Source organism: Allotamlana fucoidanivorans, from assembly GCF_006265225.1.
In the GTDB taxonomy this organism is placed as follows: Bacteria; Bacteroidota; Bacteroidia; order Flavobacteriales; family Flavobacteriaceae; genus Allotamlana; species Allotamlana fucoidanivorans.
Map to the genome: position 1 here is coordinate 44603 of NZ_VDCS01000008.1, position 24237 is coordinate 68839.

General features: G+C 34.0%; 21 protein-coding genes. 12 read left to right on the plus strand and 9 right to left on the minus strand.

From position 1 onward, the window contains the following. Nucleotides 1–12: 12 nt before the first annotated feature. On the plus strand, nt 13–936 hold the full coding sequence (locus FGF67_RS09060; protein WP_139696948.1) for a M28 family peptidase: 924 nt from the start codon (nt 13–15) through the stop codon (nt 934–936). Here the strand turns inward: FGF67_RS09060 and FGF67_RS09065 are convergent, their stop codons facing one another. The 4 genes from FGF67_RS09065 to FGF67_RS09080 all read right to left on the minus strand — a co-directional run bounded on the left by FGF67_RS09065 (nt 937) and on the right by FGF67_RS09080 (nt 10338). Beyond that, the gene (locus FGF67_RS09065) at nt 937–2088 is read right to left on the minus strand and encodes an efflux RND transporter periplasmic adaptor subunit (RefSeq protein ID WP_139696951.1); all 1152 of its coding nucleotides are present in this window, start codon (nt 2086–2088) and stop codon (nt 937–939) included. It abuts the gene before it with no gap. Between the two features lie 3 nt (nt 2089–2091). Beyond that, nucleotides 2092–6405 carry a CusA/CzcA family heavy metal efflux RND transporter gene (locus FGF67_RS09070; protein ID WP_139696953.1) on the minus strand — a complete coding sequence of 1438 codons (4314 nt, stop codon included), beginning with the start codon at nt 6403–6405 and terminating at the stop codon, nt 2092–2094. Between the two features lie 77 nt (nt 6406–6482). Next, a complete protein-coding gene (locus FGF67_RS09075) occupies nt 6483–6875 on the minus strand; it encodes a hypothetical protein (RefSeq protein WP_139696954.1) in 393 nt (130 codons plus the stop codon). Nucleotides 6876–6915: 40 nt separating this feature from the next. Then, complete coding sequence (locus FGF67_RS09080) at nt 6916–10338, minus strand: hypothetical protein (RefSeq protein WP_139696957.1); 3423 nt, start codon at nt 10336–10338, stop codon at nt 6916–6918. Nucleotides 10339–10504: 166 nt separating this feature from the next. On the opposite strand from FGF67_RS09080, the gene FGF67_RS09085 reads away from it, so the two are divergent. The 3 genes from FGF67_RS09085 to FGF67_RS09095 all read left to right on the plus strand — a co-directional run bounded on the left by FGF67_RS09085 (nt 10505) and on the right by FGF67_RS09095 (nt 13411). After that, complete coding sequence (locus tag FGF67_RS09085; protein WP_139696958.1) at nt 10505–11266, plus strand: exodeoxyribonuclease III; 762 nt, start codon at nt 10505–10507, stop codon at nt 11264–11266. 17 nt (nt 11267–11283) lie between these two features. Beyond that, a complete protein-coding gene (locus tag FGF67_RS09090) occupies nt 11284–12243 on the plus strand; it encodes an OmpA/MotB family protein (RefSeq protein ID WP_139696961.1) in 960 nt (319 codons plus the stop codon). A gap of 136 nt (nt 12244–12379) precedes the next feature. Further along, nucleotides 12380–13411 (plus strand): aldo/keto reductase, encoded by a 1032-nt coding sequence (locus tag FGF67_RS09095; protein ID WP_139696962.1) that lies wholly within the window; start codon nt 12380–12382, stop codon nt 13409–13411. 61 nt (nt 13412–13472) lie between these two features. Here the strand turns inward: FGF67_RS09095 and FGF67_RS09100 are convergent, their stop codons facing one another. Together FGF67_RS09100 and FGF67_RS09105 are read right to left on the minus strand one after the other, a co-directional pair. Beyond that, entirely contained in the window at nt 13473–15017 is a 1545-nt protein-coding gene (locus FGF67_RS09100) for an Rne/Rng family ribonuclease (RefSeq protein ID WP_139696964.1), read from the minus strand. 409 nt (nt 15018–15426) lie between these two features. Continuing rightward, nucleotides 15427–15747: an HU family DNA-binding protein gene (locus FGF67_RS09105; protein ID WP_262709371.1), complete on the minus strand. Its 321-nt coding sequence runs from the start codon at nt 15745–15747 to the stop codon at nt 15427–15429. Between the two features lie 108 nt (nt 15748–15855). Here FGF67_RS09105 and mutY point away from each other — a divergent pair, with 108 nt between their 5' ends. The 4 genes from mutY (at nt 15856) to gldD (ending at nt 19370) form a co-directional block, all read left to right on the plus strand. Next, nucleotides 15856–16899 carry an A/G-specific adenine glycosylase gene (mutY, locus tag FGF67_RS09110; RefSeq protein WP_139696966.1) on the plus strand — a complete coding sequence of 348 codons (1044 nt, stop codon included), beginning with the start codon at nt 15856–15858 and terminating at the stop codon, nt 16897–16899. Nucleotides 16900–16985: 86 nt separating this feature from the next. Then, nucleotides 16986–17435: a single-stranded DNA-binding protein gene (locus FGF67_RS09115; RefSeq protein WP_139696968.1), complete on the plus strand. Its 450-nt coding sequence runs from the start codon at nt 16986–16988 to the stop codon at nt 17433–17435. 49 nt (nt 17436–17484) lie between these two features. Further along, a complete protein-coding gene (locus tag FGF67_RS09120) occupies nt 17485–18792 on the plus strand; it encodes a gliding motility-associated protein GldE (RefSeq protein ID WP_139696970.1) in 1308 nt (435 codons plus the stop codon). Continuing rightward, nucleotides 18789–19370, plus strand: a complete 582-nt coding sequence (gldD, locus tag FGF67_RS09125; protein ID WP_139696972.1) for a gliding motility lipoprotein GldD — start codon at nt 18789–18791, stop codon at nt 19368–19370. Before FGF67_RS09120 ends, gldD begins: the two co-directional genes overlap by 4 nt. 61 nt (nt 19371–19431) lie before the next feature. On the opposite strand, the gene FGF67_RS09130 is transcribed toward gldD, so the two are convergent. Then, nucleotides 19432–19929 carry a heavy-metal-associated domain-containing protein gene (locus FGF67_RS09130; protein ID WP_233244045.1) on the minus strand — a complete coding sequence of 166 codons (498 nt, stop codon included), beginning with the start codon at nt 19927–19929 and terminating at the stop codon, nt 19432–19434. Nucleotides 19930–20152: 223 nt separating this feature from the next. Between FGF67_RS09130 and FGF67_RS09135 the strand changes: the two genes are divergently transcribed. From FGF67_RS09135 to rpmA, 3 genes are all read left to right on the plus strand, one after another. After that, on the plus strand, nt 20153–20599 hold the full coding sequence (locus tag FGF67_RS09135; protein WP_139696977.1) for a DUF4199 domain-containing protein: 447 nt from the start codon (nt 20153–20155) through the stop codon (nt 20597–20599). A gap of 244 nt (nt 20600–20843) precedes the next feature. Then, nucleotides 20844–21335, plus strand: a complete 492-nt coding sequence (gene rplU / locus FGF67_RS09140; protein ID WP_139696979.1) for a 50S ribosomal protein L21 — start codon at nt 20844–20846, stop codon at nt 21333–21335. A 24-nt stretch (nt 21336–21359) separates the two neighbouring features. Continuing rightward, nucleotides 21360–21620 carry a 50S ribosomal protein L27 gene (gene rpmA, locus FGF67_RS09145; protein ID WP_136480425.1) on the plus strand — a complete coding sequence of 87 codons (261 nt, stop codon included), beginning with the start codon at nt 21360–21362 and terminating at the stop codon, nt 21618–21620. A gap of 147 nt (nt 21621–21767) precedes the next feature. Here rpmA and FGF67_RS09150 read toward each other — a convergent pair whose 3' ends face one another. Then, a complete protein-coding gene (locus tag FGF67_RS09150; protein WP_139696981.1) occupies nt 21768–22112 on the minus strand; it encodes a T9SS type A sorting domain-containing protein in 345 nt (114 codons plus the stop codon). 259 nt (nt 22113–22371) lie between these two features. Here FGF67_RS09150 and FGF67_RS09155 point away from each other — a divergent pair, with 259 nt between their 5' ends. Then, nucleotides 22372–22644, plus strand: a complete 273-nt coding sequence (locus FGF67_RS09155) for a hypothetical protein (protein ID WP_139696983.1) — start codon at nt 22372–22374, stop codon at nt 22642–22644. 159 nt (nt 22645–22803) lie between these two features. Here the strand turns inward: FGF67_RS09155 and ahcY are convergent, their stop codons facing one another. After that, nucleotides 22804–24120 (minus strand): adenosylhomocysteinase, encoded by a 1317-nt coding sequence (gene ahcY, locus FGF67_RS09160; RefSeq protein WP_139696984.1) that lies wholly within the window; start codon nt 24118–24120, stop codon nt 22804–22806. Between the last annotated feature and the right edge of the window lie 117 nt (nt 24121–24237).

Here is a 24237-nt window from a genome sequence, read left to right on the forward strand (position 1 = left end):
TTAATGTGTTACATGCTTAATCATTTAAAATTACTTGTTTTTTTTATCTTGTTTTTTTCTTTACAGGTAGGAACGGCGCAAGATTATATTTCAATTCCAGAGAGTTATTTTAGTAAAACCTCGTTGCTTAAACATCTAAGGTCATTATCCTCTGATGCTTTTGAAGGCCGAAAAACAGGAACTGTTGGAGCAAAAAAGGCAAGAAAATATATAATTAATCAATTTCATGCGCTTAAAGTTGAGCCATTGGAAAAATCATATGAACAATTTTTTAGTTTTTATGAAGATAGAAAACAATATCAAGGGGTTAATGTTATTGGCTTAGTAAAAGGAAAGGAGTTTCCAAAGGAGTTTATTGTAATAAGTGCGCATTATGATCATGAAGGTGTTAAAGGTGATGACATTTATAATGGAGCAGATGATAATGCTTCAGGAGTTAGTGCGCTGTTTGCCTTTGCAGAATATTTTAAAGAGCACCCGCCTAAGCACTCGGTCATTTTAGCGGCCTTTGATGCTGAAGAATTAGGACTTCAGGGTTCTAGGTTTTTTATAAATAGCGCTATGGTGCGTAATAAAAAAATAGTCTATAATATAAATATGGATATGATTAGCCGAAGTGCGGAAAATGAATTATTCGCAGCGGGTGCTTTTGAAAATAAAAACTTAAAATATATTCTAAATATGGTTAATACATCACATCAAGTTACAGTTGTTCCTGGGCATGATGGTTTTGATGGATTAGATAATTGGACGTATGCTTCAGACCACGCCAATTTTCATAAAAAAGAAATACCTTTTCTTTATTTTGGTGTAGAAGATCATGAAGACTATCATGAGCCCACAGATACCTATGAAAATATTCATCCCAAATTTTATGTAGAAGCTGTAAAAGCCATCATAGATACATTCAAGCAACTTGATAACTTGTCACTTTAGTTAGTGCTGATGTCCTCCTTGACTCCCTTCATTAATAAGCATAAAACCGCCTTTTGTTAAAACAGATTTGTTTGTAAAATCTTTAGTATTTAATATTTCTGCATGATTTTCAGTTTGCAACCCTATTTCTATATTACGTTTTTCAAAATGATAGGTATTGTTGTTTTCGTTTTTTAAAACTAGGGCAAAATGACTATTATCACTATCAATAATCGCTGTTTTAGGTAGTGCCATCTTTGTTGAAGTGTCTGTAATAATTTTTGCTTCTACAAACATACCAACTATAAAGCGACTACTAGATTCATCCTTTATATGCGCATGTACTTTAACAACTCTTGAGGTTTCATCTATAGTGTTCCCAACTAAATGTACTTCAGCTTCAAAAGTTTCAAATGATGCTTCAGGAATGGTAAATACAATATTTTGGCCTTTTTTAACATTCAGTATATCCTTTTCAAAAACAGATAATTCTAAATGGATATGGTCGGTATCTACAATTTCTAGAATCACATGAGACGGGGAAACGTACATGCCGTGGTTTATATTAACACGACTCACATAGCCATCAATAGGCGAATATAAATGTATAGTTGATGTTATGTTGCCTTGCTTGACTTGAGATGGGTTTATGTTTAACATGTTAAGCTTTTTTTCAAGACTATTATAACGTGCCAGATTACTTTTATAATCGCTTTCTGCTTTTAGAAACACCTTTTGAGAACTGATATTTTCATCAAATAATTTCTTTTGCCTTTCAAATTCAGCCTTTAGGTATTTTAGTGTTTCGTGAACTTCTAAATACCGCTCCTGTAATTCAACATATTCAGGATTTTCTAAGGAAACCAAAAGCTGTCCTTTTTTTACATTATCACCTTCAAGAAGTATGGTGTTTGTAATATAACCGCCAATAAATGTACTAATCAAGGCTTTGTTTTTTGGAGGTACATCTATGGTGCCGGTAGTATGTATTGTTTGATTAAATTGGTGAGGTTCTATTTGCCCTAGCGCCATATCTTGGCCACTAAATTGCGATGAAGTTACAGCAATGGCATTGGAACTGTTAGGCTCCTCAATTACAATTTCTTTTTTTTGCTCAGATGTACCACAAGATAGTATAGAAAGCAAACAGAATAGTATATATAGATGTTTCATGTTTTAAAGGATTAAATAGTTAATAGCAATAATAGTTTGATTGTAAGCATTGAGATTTTCAAGATATGTAAGCTCAATGCTGCTGGCTGTTTCAATACTTTGTATGTATTGAAAAAAGTTGATGGCGCCTTCTTGAAAAGAACGTTCAGCCGTTTTTATAATTTCAAAAGCAAGTGATTTGCCCTGGTTTTCATAGTAGCTCAGTAATTCATCATATTGGTGAAGCTTCGTTAAAAGCGATTTGTATTCTGAATTTAACTTTATACGATAATCATATGCCTCGGCTTCAGCAGATTCTTGGGCTATTTTTGATGCTTTTATCTTTGATGCTTGGCCGCTAAATAAAAGCGGAATTTTTAAGCCAAATTGATACCCTATGATGTTGCCATTTAAAGTGCTATTGGTTCCTTGAAAATATTCAGCACTTAAATCGGGTAAGAGTTGTTGTTGTTCTTTGTGTCTTAATGCTTCGTAGTACAGGCTTGTATTCTCATAGACAGAAAAACCAATATTATTGCCAATGCTCATGGTTTTCAATTCTAGTTTTTGTAGGGTTTCATCTAGAATAGAAATAGAGTCTGTTTGGATCAATCGTTTTAATTGTTCCTGAGCTAAAAGCACCTCCTGTTGTGCTTTTTTATAATCGGTTTCTAAAAGTTTCTGCTTAGATTTTGCACTAATCATTTCTAGGTAATTCGTTTCACCTAACTCAAACCTTCGTTCTGAAGCGTGGGAAAAATGCTGATACAAACTATCCAGAAATTTGTAAACTTTTGTTTTAGTCTTTACATAGCTCAGATAGGCATAGGTTTTGTAAACATCTCTTTTTAAGGTTTCTAGGTTGATGTTGAAATAAGACTTCTGTAAATTATATTTGGCCTTATTTACTTTCTTATCGGCAAAATATAAAGTAGGGAACTTGAAATCTTGAGAGATTCCAAAAACCTGTAATGGCCTATTGTTTATGGCTATATTATTTTCATCATAATGATAATAAATGGACGTTTTATCAAAGCTAAAGGCACTTCCAATAAGCGCTTCGTATTCATTAGTTTTTAATGATTTGGCTTTTAAATGTGCATTGTTTTCAATAGCCAAATTAACAGCTTCTTCGGCCGTTATGGCTTTTGTTTGTGCCTGTACAGGTAATGCTATTAAAATTAGAATTATAACGCTTATGTTTTTTTGTTTCATTTTAAATGGTGTTTTTTCTTCAAACCACGCGTACAGAACTGGTAGTACAACCAATGTTAATATAGTGGCTGTGACTAAGCCTCCTATTACAACTGTGGCAAGCGGACGTTGAACTTCGGCACCCACATTAGTTGAAACAGCCATGGGTAAAAACCCTAAAGCTGCTGCTAATGCGGTTAAAATAACAGGTCTTAAACGTTCTTTTGTGCCTTTTTTAATGCGCGCCTCAATATTTGTGATTCCAGCTTGTTTCAAATCTTTAAAATGCTCAATCAAAACAATGCCATTAAGTACGGCAATACCAAAAAGCGCAATAAAACCAACCCCTGCCGAAATGCTGAAAGGCATATCTCTTAACCATAACAGCAAAATGCCACCAACGGCCGCCAACGGAATTGCAGAATATACCATAAGCACTTCTTTTACAGAACCAAAAGCGAAGTAGAGCAGGATGAAAATCAATACGAGGGCTACGGGTACAGCGATTAAAAGTCTTGATTTGGCACGCTGTAGGTTTTTAAATTGTCCGCCATAAGATACGGTATACCCAACAGGAAGTTGCACCTGTGTTTTTATAATATGCTGTACATCATCAACTACCGACTGTAAGTCTCTTTTTCTTACATTGATACCTACTACTATTCTTCGTTTTGTGTCATCTCTTGAAATTTTAGCTGGACCTGTAGTGTATTTTATTTCAGCCAATTCATTTAAAGGAATTTTTATGCCATTAGGAGTATCAATATACAAGGTTTTTAAATGTTCAATGTTTTTTCTGTTGGAGGCTTCTAGTCTAGCCACTAAATCAAATCGTTTTTCGCCTTTAAATACTTGTCCGAGCGTTTTTCCCGCAAACCCCATGGTTATAATATCGTTGATGTCTGAAATGTTTAAACCATAACGTGCAATTTTGTGCCGGTTATAATGCACGTTCATTTGCGGTAATCCTTCTACTTTTTCTACAATGATATCAGAAGCACCATCTACATCTTGAATTAATGATTTTATTTCATTGGCCTTTTGGGCTAAGACGGATAAATCCTCTCCAAAAATTTTGATAGCAATATCGGCTCTAACCCCAGTAATAAGTTCATTAAAGCGCATTTCAATAGGTTGTGTAAACTCAACTTCCATTCCTGGAATACTATGTAAGGCTTGCTTGAATTTATCAGCTAATTCGTCCTTACTTTCTGCTGAAATCCATTCACTTTTAGGCTTTAGCTTAATAATAACATCGCTTTCTTCCATGCTCATAGGGTCGGTAGGGACTTCGGCAGCACCAATCCTACTCACTACTTGATCTACCTCAGGAAAGTTTTCAAGAAGAATGTTTTCAATTTGAGTGGTGATCTCAATTGTTTTTTCAAGAGAGGTTCCCGTTTTTAAAACGGGCTGAATAACAAAGTCACCCTCATCCAGGGTTGGAACAAATTCACCTCCCATTTTGCTGAATATCCAAATACTTAAAGCTAATAATATACCCGCACTAGAAAGTACAATTTTTCGGTGTTCAAGCGCCCAATGAATAGTAGGGTTATACAAGTTATTTATGAAATGCATTAGTTTGTAAGAAATACTTTTGTTTTGCTGCTTGTTAGGCTTTAAAAACATTGAAGATATAACAGGAACATAAGTAAGACAAAATAACATAGCTCCTATTAAGGCAAAACTAAAGGTAAGTGCCATGGGTTTAAACATTTTGCCTTCCACACCGTTTAATGACAAAATGGGGATAAAAACAATGAGAATGATAAGTTGTCCGAAAATAGCAGAATTCATCATTTTTGAGGCACTTTTCAGAGTAATACCGTCAACGGTTTGCTGCAGTTGATTTTTAGACAGCAAACCAATTTTTGAGCTTTGCGTATTAATTTGAAAGGCTATAAACTCAACAATAATGACCGCACCGTCAATGATAATACCAAAATCAATGGCACCAAGACTCATTAAATTAGCATCAATACCAAACATATTCATCAATGAAATGGCGAAAAGCAAACACATAGGAATCACGGATGCTACCACAAGTCCAGATCGCCAATTTCCAAGCAATAAAACCACCACAAATATCACTATTAGTGCTCCAAGTATTAAGTTTTCTGCTACAGTAAATGTGGTTTTACCTATAAGTTCACTGCGTTCAAGAAAGGCATTTATGTAAACACCTTCGGGCAAACTACTTTCAATAGTAGCTACGCGTTCCTTTACGGCGTTTATAACTTCTTTAGAATTTTCGTTTTTCAGCATCATCACCTGACCCAGTACTTTTTCGCCCTCTCCATTTCCCGTTATGGCGCCAAATCGTGTAGCGTTACCATATCCTACTTTAGCTATGTCTTTAATGTAAATTGGGAGCCCTTCGTTTTTAACAACAATGTTTTTAATATCATCTAAAGTGTTAATTAACCCCTCGCCGCGAATAAAAAACGCTTTGTTGGTTTTTTCAATATAACCACCTCCAGCAACACTGTTATTTTTTTCTAAGGCTTCAAAAACAGCCATATAATTGATATGCATCGCTTTTAGTTTTTGAGGATTTATGGCAACCTCATATTGCTTTAAGTAGCCACCCCAAGTGTTGACTTCAACCACACCAGGAATACCCGAGAGTTGCCTTTTTACAATCCAATCTTGAATGGTTCGTAGCTGTGTTGTTGAATACTTATTTTTATATTTTGGCTTAACATCTAAGATATACTGGTAAATTTCTCCTAATCCTGTAGTAATTGGTCCCATTTGTGGTGAACCAAACCCTTCTGGGATTTTTTCTGAAGCCGATTTTATTTTTTCAGCAATGAGCTGTCTTGGTAAATAGGTGCCTAGCTTATCTTTAAAAACAATGGTAACAACCGATAATCCGAATTTTGAAACAGAACGAATCTCTTCAACTCCAGGTATGTTGGCCATTTCTAATTCAATAGGATAGGTAATAAATTGTTCAACATCTTGAGTAGACAGGTTTCTTGATGTGGTGATAACTTGTACTTGGTTATTGGTAATATCTGGAACAGCTCCAATAGGAATTTGGGTTAAGGAATATATTCCGTAGCCAATAACAAAAAGTGAAAATAGTAGAATAATGAGCTTATTCTTTAAGCTGAATTTTATAATATGTTCAAGCATAATTCAATAATGAATGATTAGTTATAACCATAAAAACGTTATGTTTTGAATGGTTTATAAAATATTCTTAGTAAGAATTATGTTAATTTTGGTGGTTGAAAAACAGAAGGTTTCTCAAATAAGGAGGTTGATTCCTTATAGATAAAATTAAGCGGAATGTCTTTATAGGTTGGTGTATTGTGCGGATACAAATAAAAAGATGTTAATATAAAAGCACTGTTTACATGACAAGTTAAATGTTGGTGTTTTTTAAAAGGTAAATTGTCATGCTCTTTGTGGTCATTTGGGTGCGTTGCCACTTGCTCACCATAATGTTCCATCAGAAATTCAAAAAAAGAATCACCATACATGTCTTTATGATAATTGGCATGTTCTATCAATACATTGAATTTTGAAAAGTCTTCAATGTTGATATTAGCACTTTGAATGAGAATCAAAGTAGAATACAATATGGCTATCATTTTACTCATACCGAGCATAAAAGTACAAAAAAATACAAGTTAAAAACTGTTAAAAATAAGCCTTTAATTGAATCGAGCCTGTGTGTATGGTTTTGCTTGTAGGTGTTTTTCTTCCAAAGTAGTTTAAATTTAAATCTAAAAACCTGGTTAGTTTTCTCTGTGCCAATACGCTCCATGTGAAGTTTTTACCTGGTTGAAGACCTTCTAAAATTTGATAGGCTACGGGAGTGTTTGTGTCCCCATTGTAGGTGTTTGAAAAATAATTAAATATACCATTAAAAGCACTTTTATCACCACTGCCAAGGGTAAAAGAGGCTCCGTAATTATGTTGCTTTAATTGTTCTAAACTTCCTGTTGTATTGTTTTTGTTGGTGCGTTGATAAAAGATGTCAAAGCTTGAATTGTTGTTAAATAAATATGAAATTTTAGGGTTAAGTCGGGTTTCTTTTAAATTGAAGTTTTTGCTTGTAAAATTCTCACTTTTACTATTGTTGGTATGCCATGCGCTCAATAAATTAAAAAGCCAGTTAGTAGCTATTTTATGATTAAAATGAAGCTGATGACTTTGTGTGCTATTTTCAATAAAACCAACAGAAAGCACATTTCTTGTTGTGTTTTTTAAGTATGTGTATGAAGATGTATAATGTTGCTTACCGCGATTAAAGAACAACACGTTTCTAAAGTTGAGCAGCAAACCTAATAGGTCGTCTTCATCGTCTTTAAACGGGTTTAAATTAAAACCGTTATTATTTCGTTTTAACTTTCTGTCAACCAAATAACTGGTTTGATTATAAAAATGTGACCAAAATAGTTTTGACTTACTTTTAGAGACTGCCCATTGGGCAGGGTTTATGGTGAGCGTTTGGCTCAGTCTGTTTTGGTGAGTTTTTACAAATACTCTATTGGGTAGCAAAACTCTAATAAATTTACCTTGATCTTGAAATTGTGCTAATTCAAACTCTTCCAATTCTTGAATACCATTATTATTGTAATCAATCCAAGTGTAGGCGCCTTGCCCGGGTTCTACTTCAACATAGGTGAAATCTTGAAGTGGGAGTGTGCCCGAATTGGTTTCAAAAATGGTATGCCATAGTATAATTTGTTTGAAAAATTTTTGACTAAACTGAAGTCTTGAATTGATTGAGTTTTCGTCCTTTAGGTCTGCTTCCTTACTTTTTAAAGTTCTGTAATTGGCAAAAACAGACAAGTTGGTGTTTTTGTTTTGAATAAGTTTTGATTTCAGATAAATGGTATTTGAGGTATTTACCTTAACAAGATTGTTGTATCTAATACTGTCATTCGTTCTGTTTTTGTAGCCTACTTCGGCAAATATTTTAGTGCTGTCACCTATCCCAACAAAGGTTTCGTATGCTTTAAATTGCTGACTCAAAGGGGTTAAAGAATCATTATGTATTATCCGTTCTTCATTGTTTTCTAAAGATAATTTTCCTCCAACCCAACTCTTTTTTAAGGGGTAAATGAGTTGGTTGTGTGACCGTATAAAATTTGAAGTTTTTGTGTTTGAAGAGGTGTTTAAAAAACTTGAATTAGAAGATATGATAAATTTATTGAGCTTAAGATTTAGGTTAGTAACATGTCTATTGCCCTTAAAACCATTAGAGAATTTTAAAAGTTGAAATTGATAGCTTATCATGCCTTTTTCTTTATGAAAAAGATTCAGACCGCTATAGGTTAAGAACTGATCACCAAAATCTCTTGGGATTTGTCGCCCAGTGGATTGATCTAAATTCCAGTCTCTCTTAAATTCAACATTATATAAGCCTTGAACATTTCTAAAATTTGAACTTACATAATCGTTGTCTGTATAAAGATCAAGATTCCAAGACGTCTCACTATGTATTAAAGATTGATTTATTTTTAGTTTTCCTGCTAATCCGTCGTTGTTATTATTGTCAATAGTTGAAAATAAATTTTGATCAAATTGGCTTCCAGCGGCTTCAAAAATGATATTGGTTTTATTTGAAGGTTTGTAACGCCCGTTAACTACAGCAATTTGTAATTTTTTTGGAGCTACAAGTTGAATGACTGGAGCAAAATTGCCTTGATTTGGGCCAGCGTATTCATAAATATTACTGATGGCATTAACACTACTTAAAATATAATCGCCCTTATTGTCTCCAATCAGACTGAAGGTAACACTATACAGCTCTTCATCAGGGTTGTTTGAAAACACAAAAATGTCATTGCCATTTATAATGTCTTTTCTGTAAAGTATTCTATTTTGGTTATAATCGCTTCTTGTGGCTGATGGTGCTACCATTTTAGTTTCATCATCTCCAGCATTTTTAAGAATATCAACCTGTTCTTCCGATAAGTTTTGTTGTAGAGGCTGGTTTTTAGCATCGTTTTCTGAATATACTGAAACACCAATATCTAACTTTTCGCTGGAGTAGGTGCTCCCGCCAAAACCAACAAACCGAGTATAATTACGTTCGCTATATTGATAGTCAACCGAAATGCGCATTTCTGAAGTAATAGGAAATGTAGCATTAAAAATAATTTCACCCGCGTTATAATCAATAATATAGTCTTGGTCTTCACCACGTTTAGCAACAACACCATTTACATAGACCGTTTCGCTACCAGAAACAATAAGTACAAATAGTTCGCCATTTGGTCCCTTTAATTTGTAAGGGCCTTGGTTGCCCTCTTGCGCAGTAAATTGATCGGTTGTAAATTGCCCTCTTACAATGGCTCCTGCCGCAAATATGCTGGTTTGTGATGTGTCTTCGCCAAGATTGATATTAAAGTTCAAGCCTTGAACACGCTTAGAAAAACTAGAGAAGTATGAATGCTCATTTACTAAATCAATATCTCCTGCCCGAATATTCCATTGGTCACTAAACAACTCAATAAATACTTGGTCAAATTCATCCAGACGTTGTGAATACCCGCTCTCTTGAAGCGGAATATTAGCATCTTGAATAGAGGCTCTTAATGATACTTTATGGTTCAGCTTTCCTGATATTTGAAGGTCTAATTCACTATTTAAAACAGAATTTTGGTTGTTTCCAACAGTAACACCCCTTGAAATACTACCTGAGGTAGATAGCCCATCAAAGGGGATAAATTTTTTTGAAAAGTTAGGTTGTGACAGCTTGTAAAGTACATCATTGTTGGCAGCACTTTCAACAATAATATTTTCGTCTAGTTGTTTGTAAGTCTTTGTTAAGAAATCAGGAAATTTTAAATAATCAATATAAACAGAATCTGTTTCTGGGAGTTTTTTAAAGCTTAGTAAGGCCTTAGCAAAATCTACCGAGTAAAAAGTAGAATCTATAACACGGCCAGATGTTGTTCTTACTGTAAATGTGCTGGAATTAATACTAACACTATCTATTTGAATGTGGTCTTTTACCTCAAACGTTTTGGTTTTATAATTTGAAGGCAGATTCTGCGAATACCCAGAAAAACTAACAAGAACCAAAAGAATATAGGCAAAACATTTCATCAGATAATTAAACTACAAAAAGTTTAAATTATTTTGCAGCACGGCTTGTTAAAACTGCTGTAAAATAATAGTGTAAAAGTAAGCTATTATTTATTTTAGCTGAAATTTAAAAGTTCAATGTCATTGGAAGCGCAACTCGGGCTGAGAACTTCAAATTTAAACATACATGAAAATAATATCATATAACGTAAACGGTATAAGAGCCGCAATTAATAAAGGGTTTATAGATTGGGTTAAAGCCGCTAACCCAGATGTCATTTGTTTGCAAGAAATAAAGGCTATGAAAGAGCAATTAGACCTCGGTCTTTTTAAAGAGGTTGGCTATACGTATCAGTATTGGTTTAGTGCCGAAAAAAAAGGATATAGCGGTGTGGCTATTTTAAGTAAAAAAGAACCCAAACATGTTGAGTATGGCACGGGAATTGCTTCAATGGATGCGGAAGGACGAAACCTACGCGTTGATTTTGAAGGGTTTTCGGTTATGAGCTTGTATTTACCTTCAGGCACGAATGATGCCAGACTGAATCATAAGTTAGAATACATGGATATGTTTCAAGACTATATAAACAACCTTAAACAAAATATACCAAACTTGGTTATTTGTGGTGATTATAATATTTGTCATGAAGAAATAGACATTCATAACCCTAAAATGAAAGGTGTTTCAGGGTTTTTACCTGTAGAGCGAGAATGGATAGGAGGTTTTATAGATAGTGGATTCATTGACTCTTTCAGATATTTACATCCTGAACAACAACAATATAGCTGGTGGAGTTATAGAGCAAATGCTAGAGCCAATAATAAGGGATGGCGTTTAGATTATGCTATGGTTTCGCAACCCCTACAAGAAAATATTAAAAGAGCCGTTATACTTACAGAAGCGGCTCATAGTGATCACTGTCCCATATTAGTAGAAATAGATAAATAATTAATAAACTGAAAAACATGATAAAAAAGAGCGTATTTGCCTTATTAACAGTGCTGGTTTTAGCATCGTGTGTCTCTCCTAAAATATATAAAGATCTTGAAGCTAAATATGCCGATCTAAAAAATGAAAACAGAAAGCTTACAGAGGCTTATGAAGAGTTAATGTCGTCAAAAGCAGCTGCTGAACACGATTATAAAAGAACAAAAAAGGCTTATGATGAAGCGGTAGCACAGCGTGATAAATTGCAGGCTGATTATAATGCTACCAGTGCGAATTTAGAAAACTTGAAATCGTCTTATTCGGCTTTAGAAAAGAATAGCTCGGCGGCTATATCGGCTAATTCTCAAAAAAACAGAGAATTGTTAGCAGAACTGGAAGCTAAAGAGCAGGCCTTATCTGCAGAAATTACCAGACTTGCGGTATTAAAAAAGGAACTGGAAGACCGTTCAAACCGTGTGGCAGAATTAGAAAGTCTTATTGCTGCTAAAGATGCTGCTATGAAATCGTTGAAAGATGCTATATCAAGTGCTTTAACAGATTTTGAAGGTAAAGGTTTAACGGTTGAACAGCGAGACGGTAAAGTGTATGTGTCTATGGAGAATAAGTTACTCTTCAACTCAGGAAGTTGGGCCGTTGGCTCAGAGGGTAGAAGAGCTGTTGAGCAATTAGGAAGTGTGCTTGCCCTGAATCCTGATATTGCTGTTTTAATAGAAGGTCATACCGATAATGTGCCATATAGTGGTAATGGTCCATTAACCAGCAATTGGGATTTGTCTACAAAACGAGCAACCTCTATTGTGAATATTTTAAATGAAAATTCAAGTATTAATCCAGAGAATTTAACAGCTGCGGGGCGTGGGGAGTTTGCGCCAATTGCAACCAATTCATCACCCATTGGAAGAGCGAAGAACAGACGTATTGAGGTTATTTTAACACCTAAATTAGATGAGCTTTCTAAGCTGCTAAATGAGCAATAATGTATAGAGATTTTTATCAAAGAAAATAAATAGAAGTTTTAATAAAAACCTTTCAAATTCTAGTAATTTTGAAAGGTTTTTTATAATTGGCAGACATTTAATGAACGTATTTTTAAATGTCTTATAAAAATAGAATATGAAGTATACCACCATACCAAATACCAGTATAAAAGTTAGTAAAATTTGTTTGGGAACCATGACTTTTGGTAATCAAAATACAGAAAGCGAAGGTCATCAGCAATTAGATTACGCATTTACACGAGGTGTGAATTTTATAGATACAGCCGAATTGTACCCTGTGCCAGCCAATGCCAAAACCCAAGGCGCTACAAGTAGAATTATAGGCACTTGGTTAAAAAACTCGGGTAAGAGAGATCAGGTAGTTATAGCTTCAAAAATAGCAGGACCAGGAGATTATACGGCTCATATACGAACCACTGGATTTAGTCCAAAAGCAATTGAAGAAGCTATTGATTCAGAATTACAGCGTTTACAGACAGATTATATTGATCTATATCAATTACATTGGCCAGAGCGCGATACGAATAGATTTGGGATACGTGATTTTAAGTTAGATACTCAATGGGTTGATAATGTTAATGAGGTGTTACGTAGTTTAGATACGCAGATTAAAGCAGGTAAAATTCGTCACGTAGGGCTGTCTAACGAAAACTCATGGGGAACCATGCGTTATTTACAGGAAGCAAAACAATACAATTTGCCAAGAATGCAAACCATTCAGAATGCTTATTCCTTAATTAATCGGGTGTTTGAAGGTGATTTAGCAGAAGTTTCTATGCGAGAGCATATAGGTTTATTAGCCTATTCGCCAATGGCATTTGGGGTGCTTTCGGGGAAATACATCAAAGGAACGGCTTTAAGCAATGCAAGACTTAAATTGTTTCCAAGATTTTCCAGATATAGTAGTGAAGCTAGTACCGAAGCCACTAAACGTTATTTAAAGATAGCCGAGGATAATAATATGACTTTGGCACAAATGAGCTTAGCTTTTGTAAACCAACAGCCGTTTGTAACCAGTAATATTATTGGTGCCACTAATTTAGAACAACTTAAGGAAAATATAGCCAGTATTGAGGTAACACTTTCAGATGAGGTTTTACAGCAAATAAATGTAGTACACCAAGCTATACCTAATCCAGCCACTTAAAAAAGTTTATAAGCCTAATAAAAACAAAAAACCCTTAACTAGTATCAGCTAAGGGTTTTTGTTATTTGATTTTATCACCATTTTTATCAAAAAAGTGATATTCTAAATATGTGTAAGCATCACGGGGTAATATTTTAACCCACTTTTTGTGTTCTAAAAACCATTTAGAACGAATAGATGGAAAGCCTTTTGTTAAAAAGGCTGCTATAAAAGGATGTGTGTTTAGGGTCACCTTTTTATAGTCTTTTTTTAATAGTTTTTCAAGATCATGGGTGATGGTTTGCACCAATCCTATGGGTGCTTCAACCTCTGAACCATTTAGGTTATTAGGGTTTTCTTCACGCGTTTTTATGTTCATCTCAGGGCGAACTCGTTGTCTTGTTATTTGTATCAATCCAAACTTGCTAGGCGGCAATATTTTGTGTTTAGCTCTATCGTCCTTCATTTCATCACGAAGAAAGTTAAAGAGTTTTTGCCTGTTTTCAGCATTGGTCATATCAATGAAGTCTACTACAATAATACCCCCCATATCACGTAAACGCAATTGGCGCGCAATTTCAGCAGCAGCTATTAAATTGACTTCCAGTGCTGTATCCTCTTGACTATTGGCTTTATTTGATCGATTACCGCTATTCACGTCAATAACATGAAGGGCTTCGGTGTGTTCAATTACCAAATACGCACCTTTCGCCATAGATACAGTTTTGCCAAACGAGGTTTTTATTTGACGTTCTATTCCAAATTTTTCAAATATGGGAACTTTTGATTGATACAATTTAACTATTGATTCTTTTTTTGGTGCAATTTCTTGCAAATAATCTTTGATTTGATAATATAACTCTTCATCATCAACAGTAATGCCTGTAAAGGTGTCATTGAATATATCTCTTAAAATAGAAGAAGCTTTATTCATTTCGCCTAATACTTTACTGGGGTGGTGAGCTTTATGTAGCTTTTTGCACATTGCTGTCCATCGACTGAGCAAATGTTGCAAATCTTTATCTAGCTCAGCTACTTTTTTGCCTTGTGCTACGGTACGTACAATTACGCCAAAACCTTGGGGAGTGATACTCTTTACCAGGCGTTTTAGGCGGTCTTTTTCATCGCGGTCTTCTATTTTTTGTGAAATAGAAATGCGGTTTGAAAAAGGAACTAAAACAATATATCGACCAGCTATAGAAAGCTCAGAACTTATTCTTGGTCCTTTGGTTGATATAGGTTCTTTTACTATTTGTACCAATAGCGACTGATTAGATTTTAAGACATCGGCAATTTTACCGTCTTTCTCAATATCTTTTTCAAATGGGAAATCTTTTAAAGAAAAATCTTTTAGTTTACCTGTGCTTACACGTTTAATGAATTTTAAAAGAGAAGGTAGCTTTGGCCCTAAATCATGATAGTGCAAAAAGGCATCTTTATCATAACCTACATTTACAAATGCAGCATTTAGTCCAGGAACCGCTTTTCGTATTTTGGCTATAAACACATCACCAACAGAAAAGTTGTTACTATCTTCATCCTTTTGTAATTCAATGAGTTTTCCATCTTTTAATAAGGCAAAATCAACATTTTCGGAACTAGATCTAATGATCAATTCTTTATCCATTGTGTTAATTTTTATCCATACTTTTCAGTGAATAGTTAAAAGTTAATCGTTAATGGCGTTACTGCCAATAACTAATAACCAATTGCTAATAACCAAATGGTACAGATGGATTATACATTATTTTTTGTCACAGGATTTTTATCCGTGGAGCTCAAAATACATCGTTAAAATGCTAAAAAATTTAAGAGCTCATGTCAAAGAACTTTGTTGTTTTTCAAATCAAAAAAAGTAGTTAACCTAACTACTTTTTTGATTTATTTTTTCTTTTTGTGACGGTTAGCGCGTCTACGTTTCTTACGTTTGTGAGTCGCTACCTTATGTCTTTTACGTTTTTTACCACTTGGCATAAATAGTGTCTTTTTTAAATTAATAATTCGTTTTAATGCTGAACCTGACTAGCAGGTGTGTTTTATTTAACGTCTACATTTGTTTTAACGCCTTCAACAAATACTTTGGCAGGCTTAAATGCAGGAATGTTATGTGCTGGTATTTTAATGGTTGTGTTCTTAGAAATATTTCTTCCTGTTTTTTCTGCTCTTGTTTTAATGATAAAGCTTCCAAAACCTCTTAAGTAAACATTATCACCACCTTCTAAAGAAGTTTTTACTTCTTCCATGAATGTTTCAACAGTTGCTTGAACATCACCTTTTTCAATTCCTAATTTCTCAGAAATTTTTGCTACTAAATCAGCCTTCGTCATTTTAATATTATATTTTGGGTTACTATAAATTCTAAAAGGGATGCAAATATAGGAATTTAATATTCAATATTTCAAACCTAATTCACTAAAATTTAATATAATAAACGTTTATTTTTGTTCGCCCTATTACAATCATGTATGCAATTTTCTAAAAAGTTAATTAATTGGTATTCAGTTAATAAGAGAGTTTTGCCTTGGCGAGAGACTAAAAACCCCTATTATATTTGGTTGTCTGAAATTATTTTGCAGCAAACACAGGTTAAGCAAGGTTTACCATATTATGAAGCTTTTGTCGCACAATATCCTACTGTTTTTGATTTGGCAAATGCCGAAGAAAGAGAGGTCCTTAAATTGTGGCAAGGCTTAGGATATTACTCGAGAGCAAGAAATTTACATGCTTCTGCAAAGCATGTGGTTAATGCGTTAAAAGGTGAGTTTCCAAAAACATACAAAGAACTCCTTAACTTAAAAGGTGTTGGTGATTATACGGCAAGCGCCATAGCGTCTATTTGTTATAATGAACCAACGGCGGTAGTTGATGGTAATGTATACAGAGTCTTATCTCGCTATTTTGCCATTTGCACACCCACAAATGGATCAAAGGGTGTTAAGGAGTTTAAACTATTGGCTCAAGAATTAATTGACCAAGATAATCCTGCCGAATTCAATCAAGCCATAATGGAATTTGGTGCTACTTGGTGCACACCTAAAAATCCGAAATGTATAAGTTGTGTATTTCAAGATAGCTGTTTGGCGTTTGCTCATAATAAGGTAGAAGATTATCCGGTTAAAATAAAGTCAGCAAAGGCAAAGGTTAAATATTTCAATTTTCTGGTATTTATTTCTGATGATGGCAATACCATTATAGAAAGACGGAAAGGCAAAGGTATTTGGCAGAATTTATATCAATTTCCATTGGTAGAAACCAAGAAAGCTGTTGATTATACAACCTTTAGGAATCAAATAGAACAGCATCATTTATTGAAAAACATACCATTTAAATTGTCACTATATAATTCAGAGGCTATTGTGCACAAGCTGTCTCACCAACATTTATACACTAAGTTTTGGATTGTTAACGTTAATAGACTTCATGCCGAAGGCATTTCTGTTAATGATATAGAACAATTTGCAGTGCCTGTTTTAATTGGTAAGTTTATTGATGCTTTTAATTTTAAGTAGTTTCCTAATCACAATCATATTTTTTTATTAATTTTAAAAAAATGAAAAGCAATTGACTAATTTTGTTTTTCAAATTATAAAACATTATGTCAGGAACTTTAAATAAAGTTATGTTAATTGGTCATTTAGGTGATGAAGTCAAAATGCACTATTTTGAAGGTGGTGGTTGTGTAGGACGTTTTCCTTTAGCAACTAACGAAACCTATACCAATAAGCAAACCAATGAACGTATTACCAATACAGAATGGCATAATATAGTGGTGCGAAATAAGGCTGCTGAAATTTGTGAAAAATATTTGACCAAAGGTGATAAGGTGTATATTGAAGGGCGGTTGAAAACAAGAAAATGGACTGATGATAAAGGTAATGAGCGTTACTCAACAGAAATTCAGTGTAATGATTTTACGTTTCTTTCTACAAAGCGGGAAAGTGAGAATAACGCTCAAAATACAGCTTCGGTACAGCCTACTAACGTGTCCAAGTCAACTGAAAACTTTGAGCCTTTAGTTGATGATAATGATGATCTTCCTTTTTAATTGATGGTAGCGTATTATCAAAAATCTATGTTTAATTAAAGTGTGTTTTTTGGATCCTGACCCTGCCAGTTTGATACTTTTAATAATAGCAATTGACGCTTCAGTTGTTTTTAGTTTTGTGTTGCTCTTTGTCTTACTACTCTGTTCTGCACTTATTTCGGGTGCCGAAGTGGCTTTATTCTCATTAAATATTAATGATATACAAGAAAGTCTTGAACAAAAAGATAAGCGTATAGAAATCGTTTCTAGGCTTTTAGAGCGTCCTAAAAAATTACTCGCCACCATTCTAGTGGCCAATAACTTTATCAATATAGCGGTTGTTATTCTATTTGCTTATTTAGGGGATTATATGTTTGGTGGTTTAACCAATCCAAAAATTAAGTTTCTTATTGAAGTTGTTGTGGTTACCTTCCTCATTTTGCTATTTGGCGAAATACTACCAAAGATTTATGCTAGTAGAAATAATTTAAAGTTTGCGTCTTTTATGGCCCATCCGTTAAGGGTTTTAGATGTGGTGTTATCACCCATTAGTTTGCCTATGCGTAGTGTGACTTTGGGCATTCATGGTAGGTTAGGTAAAAAAAGGTCTAATATCAGTGTAGATCAGTTGTCTCAAGCATTAGAGCTAACTAGTGAAGAAGATACTACTAAAGAAGAGCATAAAATTTTACAAGGTATTGTGTCATTTGGTAATACAGATACTAAGCAAGCCATGAGGCCACGAATAGATATATTTGCTTTAAATATAGAGCAAAAATATTCCGAAGTAATGAAAGAAATTGTGGCTAATGGGTATTCTAGAATCCCTGTTTATCGAGATAATGTAGATACTATTGAAGGTATTTTATATGTGAAAGATTTGTTGCCATACATTGATAGAAAGCAGTTTGATTGGACACGCTTACTTCGTGACCCCTTTTTTGTGCCTGAAAACAAAAAGCTGGATGATCTAATGGCTGAATTTCAAGAAAAGAAGGTGCATTTGGCGGTTGTGGTTGATGAATATGGCGGTACTTCAGGAATTATATCCTTAGAAGATATTATTGAGGAAATAGTGGGAGATATAAGTGATGAATTTGATGATGAAGATTTAACTTACTCTAAGCTTGATGATAAAAACTACGTATTTGAAGGTAAAACGGCGCTAAAAGATTTTTATAAGATTACCAAAATAGAAGATGATGCACTTTTTGAAAATAATAAAGGCGAAGCAGAAACCATAGCAGGCTTTGTTTTAGAGATTTCGGGTAGTTTTCCTAAATTGAATAGCAAAATAAATTTTGAACATTATGTGTTTACCATTGAAGCTATGGATAAAAAGCGTATTAAACTCTTAAAATTCACCATTAACTCATGAGAAATCACCTCTGTATTATAGTTTTTATATGTTGTTTGTTTGCTTGTGGAGATGACGTGGTGCCAAAACCCAAGGCCTATTTACGGCTAGAATATCCTGAAGCTAAGTATGAAGCTGCCAATTTAGACTTGCCTTTTACATTTGAAATAAATAATCTAGCAACAGAGGTTACGTTGAAGTCTGTAAAAGCTTCAACAAAAAGTTATGGCATTAATTTAGAATATCCTGCATTAAAAGGAACCATTTTTTTAACCTATAAGTCGGTAGAAAATAGCAAGGAAAATTTGAATGACTTTTTAAGAGATGCTCAAAACTTTACTCAAAAGCACACTATTAAAGCTGATGAAATTCCTGTAGCATCTTATGAGAATACAGAACGTAACGTTTATGGTGCATTGGCTGAGGTTAAAGGAAATGTAGCGTCGCCCGCACAATTTTACGTAACAGACAGTGTGAACCATTTTTTAACAGGATCGTTATATTTTTATGCAAAACCTAATTACGATTCTATTCTTCCTGCGGCACATTATTTACAAAAAGACATTAGGCATATTATGGAAACCATCAGGTGGAAATAAAAAAAGGTTTCACTATAAGAAACCTTTTTTGTATTCTATTAAAACTGATTTAAGTCTTTAATTAGGCTGTTTTCTTAGCACAACAAGCTTTTTTACAATCAGCATTGCAGGCTGTTTTTTCTTCTGCCTGAATATCTTTTTTGCAACATGCTTTTTCGCAACCTGGTTTACAAGTTTTTTCTGTGGTAAAATCATTTACCGTTTTCATATCGCTTACTTTGTACGTATCAGAAACATTAGCAACAGCTTCGGTAAGGCTCATAGGCGTAACTTTTGCCTCATCATATTCAACCATGGCTAATTTTTTATCAAAATCAACAGTGGCCGATTTTACACCATCCATTTTTGATATTTTTTTCTGAATAGTCGCTGCACATCCAATAGCACAAGTCATTCCTTCAATGGTGAATTCTGCTTTGGCATAAGTAGCATGGGGGTCTGTGGTGTTAACTTCTTGTGTTTCAGAAGCAACTTCAACCGTTTTAACTTCTGGATTTGAATTGTTTTTGCAGCTTAATGCAGTAAAGCCAATTAAAACAATAACTAAAATATGTTTCATAATTTTCATAACTTAAAATTTATAGGTTAGTGCAAAATTACTAAATATTCAGAGGCATTTTAATGTTATATGAAAAGAAATATACCCTGTTTTTATAAATAAAAAAAGAAGGATTAAATGAAAAGCGGTTGCAAATCAAGTTGTTGCTGGTTATGTTTTTGCCATGAAATTATTTTTATTCAAGAAAATTCACGAAATTTAAGAGAAATAATTCCCTTTTGATATGAAAAAATTATCCATTGCATTACGTTTTGGCTTAGTAACAAGTGCCGTTTTAATAGCCTATTTTTTAGTTTTGGCTTTAGTAGATAAACATACAAATCCTGCATTTAGTTTTGTGAATGCTATTATTACAGGTTTAGGAATTTATGAAGCTATCCGATTACATAAACTTGAAAATCCAAGTGCTTTTTCCTATGGCGAAGGGTTTAAAACAGGTATAATTACGGGATTTGTGGCTACGTTGATTTTTACCATTTTCTTCTTGTTTTATGCCACAGAAATTAATAATACGTTTATTTCTGATTTGATTTTATCTATACATAGCGGATTGAATGCCGATATAGGTATGGTAGCGTTTGTAGTGGCTGTTATGGGGTTTGCTACAACCGTTGTAGCTACCTTAACAGTTATGCAGTTGTTTAAAAACACTAGAAACATAGTAAAGTAGTTTTTGCTCTTCAATAAACAACTGATTTATATACTTTTTTGTTACGGCTTAATGAGGTGTGTTTGGTTAAGTTAAATGTTTGTTACTAAGAGATTTGGGTTGTATTAAGCGATTTCATGGCATAATTTTTCAGAGAAATACAATGACTTTTTTTAAAATTAAAGCTTAAGGTTTGTAGTTTAATTATTTAGCAGTATATTTGCACTCATTTTTAATAAAAATTAATTAATAAAAACGTTACGCTATGTACGCAATTGTAGAGATAGCAGGGCAACAATTTAAAGTTGAAAAAGACCAAAAAGTTTTTGTTAATCGTTTACAAACTGAAGAAGGTGAGAAAGTTTCTTTCGATAATGTTCTTTTAGTTGGTGATGGTGACAATATAACTGTAGGCGCCCCGGCTATAGACGGAGCTCAGGTAGGAGCAAAAGTCTTAAAACACCTTAAAGGTGATAAAGTTATAGTTTTCAAAAAGAAAAGACGTAAAGGTTACCGTGTAAAGAATGGTCACCGTCAATCTTTAACTGAAATTGTAATTGAAAGCATTGCTGCTTCTGGATCTAAAAAAGCAGCCCCAGCAAAAGCAGAAAAGAAAGCAGAAGCTGCTCCTCAAGCTGAAGAAACTCAAGATTTAAGCAAATTAACAGTTGCTGAATTAAAAGAGTTAGCAAAAGCTAAAGGTGTTGAAGGGATTTCTTCAATGAAGAAAGCTGATTTAATTGCTGCTTTAAGTTAATATAAAAACTAAAATCGAAATAAAATGGCACATAAAAAAGGAGTCGGAAGTTCGAAGAATGGTAGAGAATCAGAATCGAAACGCTTAGGGGTTAAGATTTTTGGTGGTCAAGCTGCGTTAGCTGGAAACATTATCATAAGACAACGTGGTAACACACACCATCCAGGTGAGAACGTATACCAAGGAAAAGATCATACCTTACACGCTAAAGTTGATGGCGTAGTTAAGTTTACTAAGAAAAAAGATAACAAATCGTATGTTTCTATTGAGCCTTTTGAGGCTTAGAAAAGAAAATAAAGTTATCTTATAGAACGAATAAAATAAACCCTACTAAACATAGTAGGGTTTATTCGTTATTTATTATATATATTACAAAAATAGCCTTGCAACTTGCAAGGCTATTTTTTGAGTTTAGTTTGTCTAATTCAGAAATTAGTATTTAGCAAACTTTAAAGTTCCAGACGCTGATGTTAAGATATACATGCAAGATTTTAATGTAGAAACACTAATTTCTCTTGAAAACTCACCATTTAAAACAGACTGGCCTAATAAATTATAAATAGCATATTTGCCACTCACTGCATTATCAACCACTATAGTATCTAAACGGCTGTTGTAATAAGCGGCTAACTTTGTTTTGTTAAAGTCTTTTGTGCTTAAAGCATAATCTACAACTAAGACAGGGGAATCATTACCGTAAGTGAGACTTGTTGTTCCAAGGTTGGCATTGCCAGTATCTCGAGGTTGACCACCTGAACGTTTTCCATAAACTGTCATGTCAGCTGTTGGTGCATTTATATAACTTCTAACTGGAGGTATAGAGGTTGGTACCTAGGTCTTGTTCTAACAAAATTATCAGTATTGTGTGTGGTAGCATTGGCAGTAGTTAAACCGCTGTAAGCGTACACATTACTTGTGTTGTCTGTAGAATCTCTTCGAAGATGGAAAAATTGTTATACATGATATTAATAAATTTCTTAACTTTAAGCTATTGCGATAGCAATTGTTGTATTGTTTAACCTGAAATTATTTGATTATGCTACCGTTTAGATCTGAAATTAGAAATTCGCCAACCCAGCCAACCATCAAAATTTTTTTAAGTGATGAATCTTTAGATGAAAAGATAAAAAAGCACTTAGAGCATTTTAAGGAAATTGATACTATTGAAATAGCCGAAAGTATTGGGCAAAACAGAGCAAGCGAAAGTATTACCGTATTTTTAAAGGATGGTGTTGATATTAATAAAATGAAAACTTCTATAGACTCCAGTTTGTGGTGGTACTTTGAAGAAGATTTAGTAGATGAATAATAGGTTGTAATGAGTGTGTCTCGCTTTTGTTGATACAGCGTAAAAGATACTGTAACGCAGGATTGTTTTAGTATGAAATGGTTAAAAATAAAAAATCCCAAACGATGTTGATGTTTGGGATTTTTTATTAGAAAAACTGAAGCACGTTCAGTATAATGATTAATATCTGTAGTGTTCTGGTTTGTAAGGGCCGTCAACAGTAACACCAATATATGCGGCTTGATCTTCTTTTAATTCGGTAAGTTCTACGCCAATTTTTTCTAAATGTAATTTGGCTACTTTTTCATCAAGGTGTTTTGGTAGCATATACACGTTATTTTCATAAGCACTAGCATTATTCCAAAGTTCAATTTGAGCTAAGGTTTGGTTGGTAAATGAGTTACTCATTACAAAACTAGGATGCCCTGTAGCACAACCTAAGTTTACTAAACGACCTTCAGCAAGAATAATAATATCTTTTCCTTCAATGGTATATTTATCTACCTGAGGCTTTATGGTGTTTTTAGTGTGTCCATAATTTTGATTTAACCAAGCCATTTGAATTTCATTATCAAAATGACCAATATTACAAACTATGGTTTTATCTTTCATTGCTTGAAAATGTTCAGCACGTACAATGTCTTTGTTTCCTGTGGTTGTAATAACAATATCGGCATTAGCTACAACAGTTTCTAGTTTTTTAACTTCAAAGCCATCCATAGCTGCCTGTAGTGCACAAATTGGGTCAATTTCAGTTACTGTAACTATACTTCCAGCCCCTTTAAACGAAGCAGCGGTTCCTTTACCAACATCACCATAACCACAAACTACAACGCGTTTTCCAGCCAACATAATATCGGTAGCTCTACGTATAGCGTCAACAGCACTTTCTTTACATCCGTATTTGTTATCAAACTTAGATTTGGTAACCGAATCATTTACATTAATGGCAGGCATTGGTAATGTGCCATTTTTTACGCGTTCGTACAACCGGTGAACACCCGTTGTTGTTTCTTCCGATAAGCCATTGATACCAGCAGCTAATTCAGGATATTTATCCAAAACCATATTGGTTAAATCACCACCGTCATCAAGAATCATGTTTAAAGGCTGTCTTTCCTCACCAAAAAATAAGGTTTGCTCAATACACCAGTCAAATTCTTCTTCGGTCATGTCTTTCCAAGCATAAACAGCTGTTCCTGCAGCAGCAATGGCAGCAGCAGCCTGATCTTGCGTAGAGAAAATGTTACAAGAGCTCCAAGTAACTTCTGCACCAAGTGCTTGCAGCGTTTCTATTAGAACAGCTGTTTGAATGGTCATATGTAAACAGCCTGCTATTCTAGCGCCTTTTAAAGGTTGCTCGTCTTTATATTCTTCACGAAGACTCATTAAACCCGGCATTTCAGCCTCAGCCAATTCAATTTCTTTTCTTCCCCAATCTGCAAGCGTGATGTCTTTTACTTTATTTGCTACGTAAGGAATTGTTTTTGTACTCATATCAATTTTTTCTTTTGTTAATACCCAAACTTCATTGTGATTAGCACTTAAAATACTTAAATTCGCTTATCTAATAAGCAATGATGCTTTAGGCGATGCAAAGATAACTAATAACTT

Coding starts and splice junctions, on each gene's coding strand:
- FGF67_RS09060 (WP_139696948.1), top strand. CDS start 13: ATGCTTAATCATTTAAAATTACTTGTTTTTTTTATCTTGTTTTTTTCT.
- FGF67_RS09065 (WP_139696951.1), bottom strand. CDS start 2,088: ATGAAACATCTATATATACTATTCTGTTTGCTTTCTATACTATCTTGT.
- FGF67_RS09070 (WP_139696953.1), bottom strand. CDS start 6,405: ATGCTTGAACATATTATAAAATTCAGCTTAAAGAATAAGCTCATTATT.
- FGF67_RS09075 (WP_139696954.1), bottom strand. CDS start 6,875: ATGAGTAAAATGATAGCCATATTGTATTCTACTTTGATTCTCATTCAA.
- FGF67_RS09080 (WP_139696957.1), bottom strand. CDS start 10,338: ATGAAATGTTTTGCCTATATTCTTTTGGTTCTTGTTAGTTTTTCTGGG.
- FGF67_RS09085 (WP_139696958.1), top strand. CDS start 10,505: ATGAAAATAATATCATATAACGTAAACGGTATAAGAGCCGCAATTAAT.
- FGF67_RS09090 (WP_139696961.1), top strand. CDS start 11,284: ATGATAAAAAAGAGCGTATTTGCCTTATTAACAGTGCTGGTTTTAGCA.
- FGF67_RS09095 (WP_139696962.1), top strand. CDS start 12,380: ATGAAGTATACCACCATACCAAATACCAGTATAAAAGTTAGTAAAATT.
- FGF67_RS09100 (WP_139696964.1), bottom strand. CDS start 15,017: ATGGATAAAGAATTGATCATTAGATCTAGTTCCGAAAATGTTGATTTT.
- mutY (WP_139696966.1), top strand. CDS start 15,856: ATGCAATTTTCTAAAAAGTTAATTAATTGGTATTCAGTTAATAAGAGA.
- FGF67_RS09115 (WP_139696968.1), top strand. CDS start 16,986: ATGTCAGGAACTTTAAATAAAGTTATGTTAATTGGTCATTTAGGTGAT.
- gldD (WP_139696972.1), top strand. CDS start 18,789: ATGAGAAATCACCTCTGTATTATAGTTTTTATATGTTGTTTGTTTGCT.
- FGF67_RS09130 (WP_233244045.1), bottom strand. CDS start 19,929: ATGAAACATATTTTAGTTATTGTTTTAATTGGCTTTACTGCATTAAGC.
- FGF67_RS09135 (WP_139696977.1), top strand. CDS start 20,153: ATGAAAAAATTATCCATTGCATTACGTTTTGGCTTAGTAACAAGTGCC.
- rplU (WP_139696979.1), top strand. CDS start 20,844: ATGTACGCAATTGTAGAGATAGCAGGGCAACAATTTAAAGTTGAAAAA.
- rpmA (WP_136480425.1), top strand. CDS start 21,360: ATGGCACATAAAAAAGGAGTCGGAAGTTCGAAGAATGGTAGAGAATCA.
- FGF67_RS09150 (WP_139696981.1), bottom strand. CDS start 22,112: ATGACAGTTTATGGAAAACGTTCAGGTGGTCAACCTCGAGATACTGGC.
- FGF67_RS09155 (WP_139696983.1), top strand. CDS start 22,372: ATGCTACCGTTTAGATCTGAAATTAGAAATTCGCCAACCCAGCCAACC.
- ahcY (WP_139696984.1), bottom strand. CDS start 24,120: ATGAGTACAAAAACAATTCCTTACGTAGCAAATAAAGTAAAAGACATC.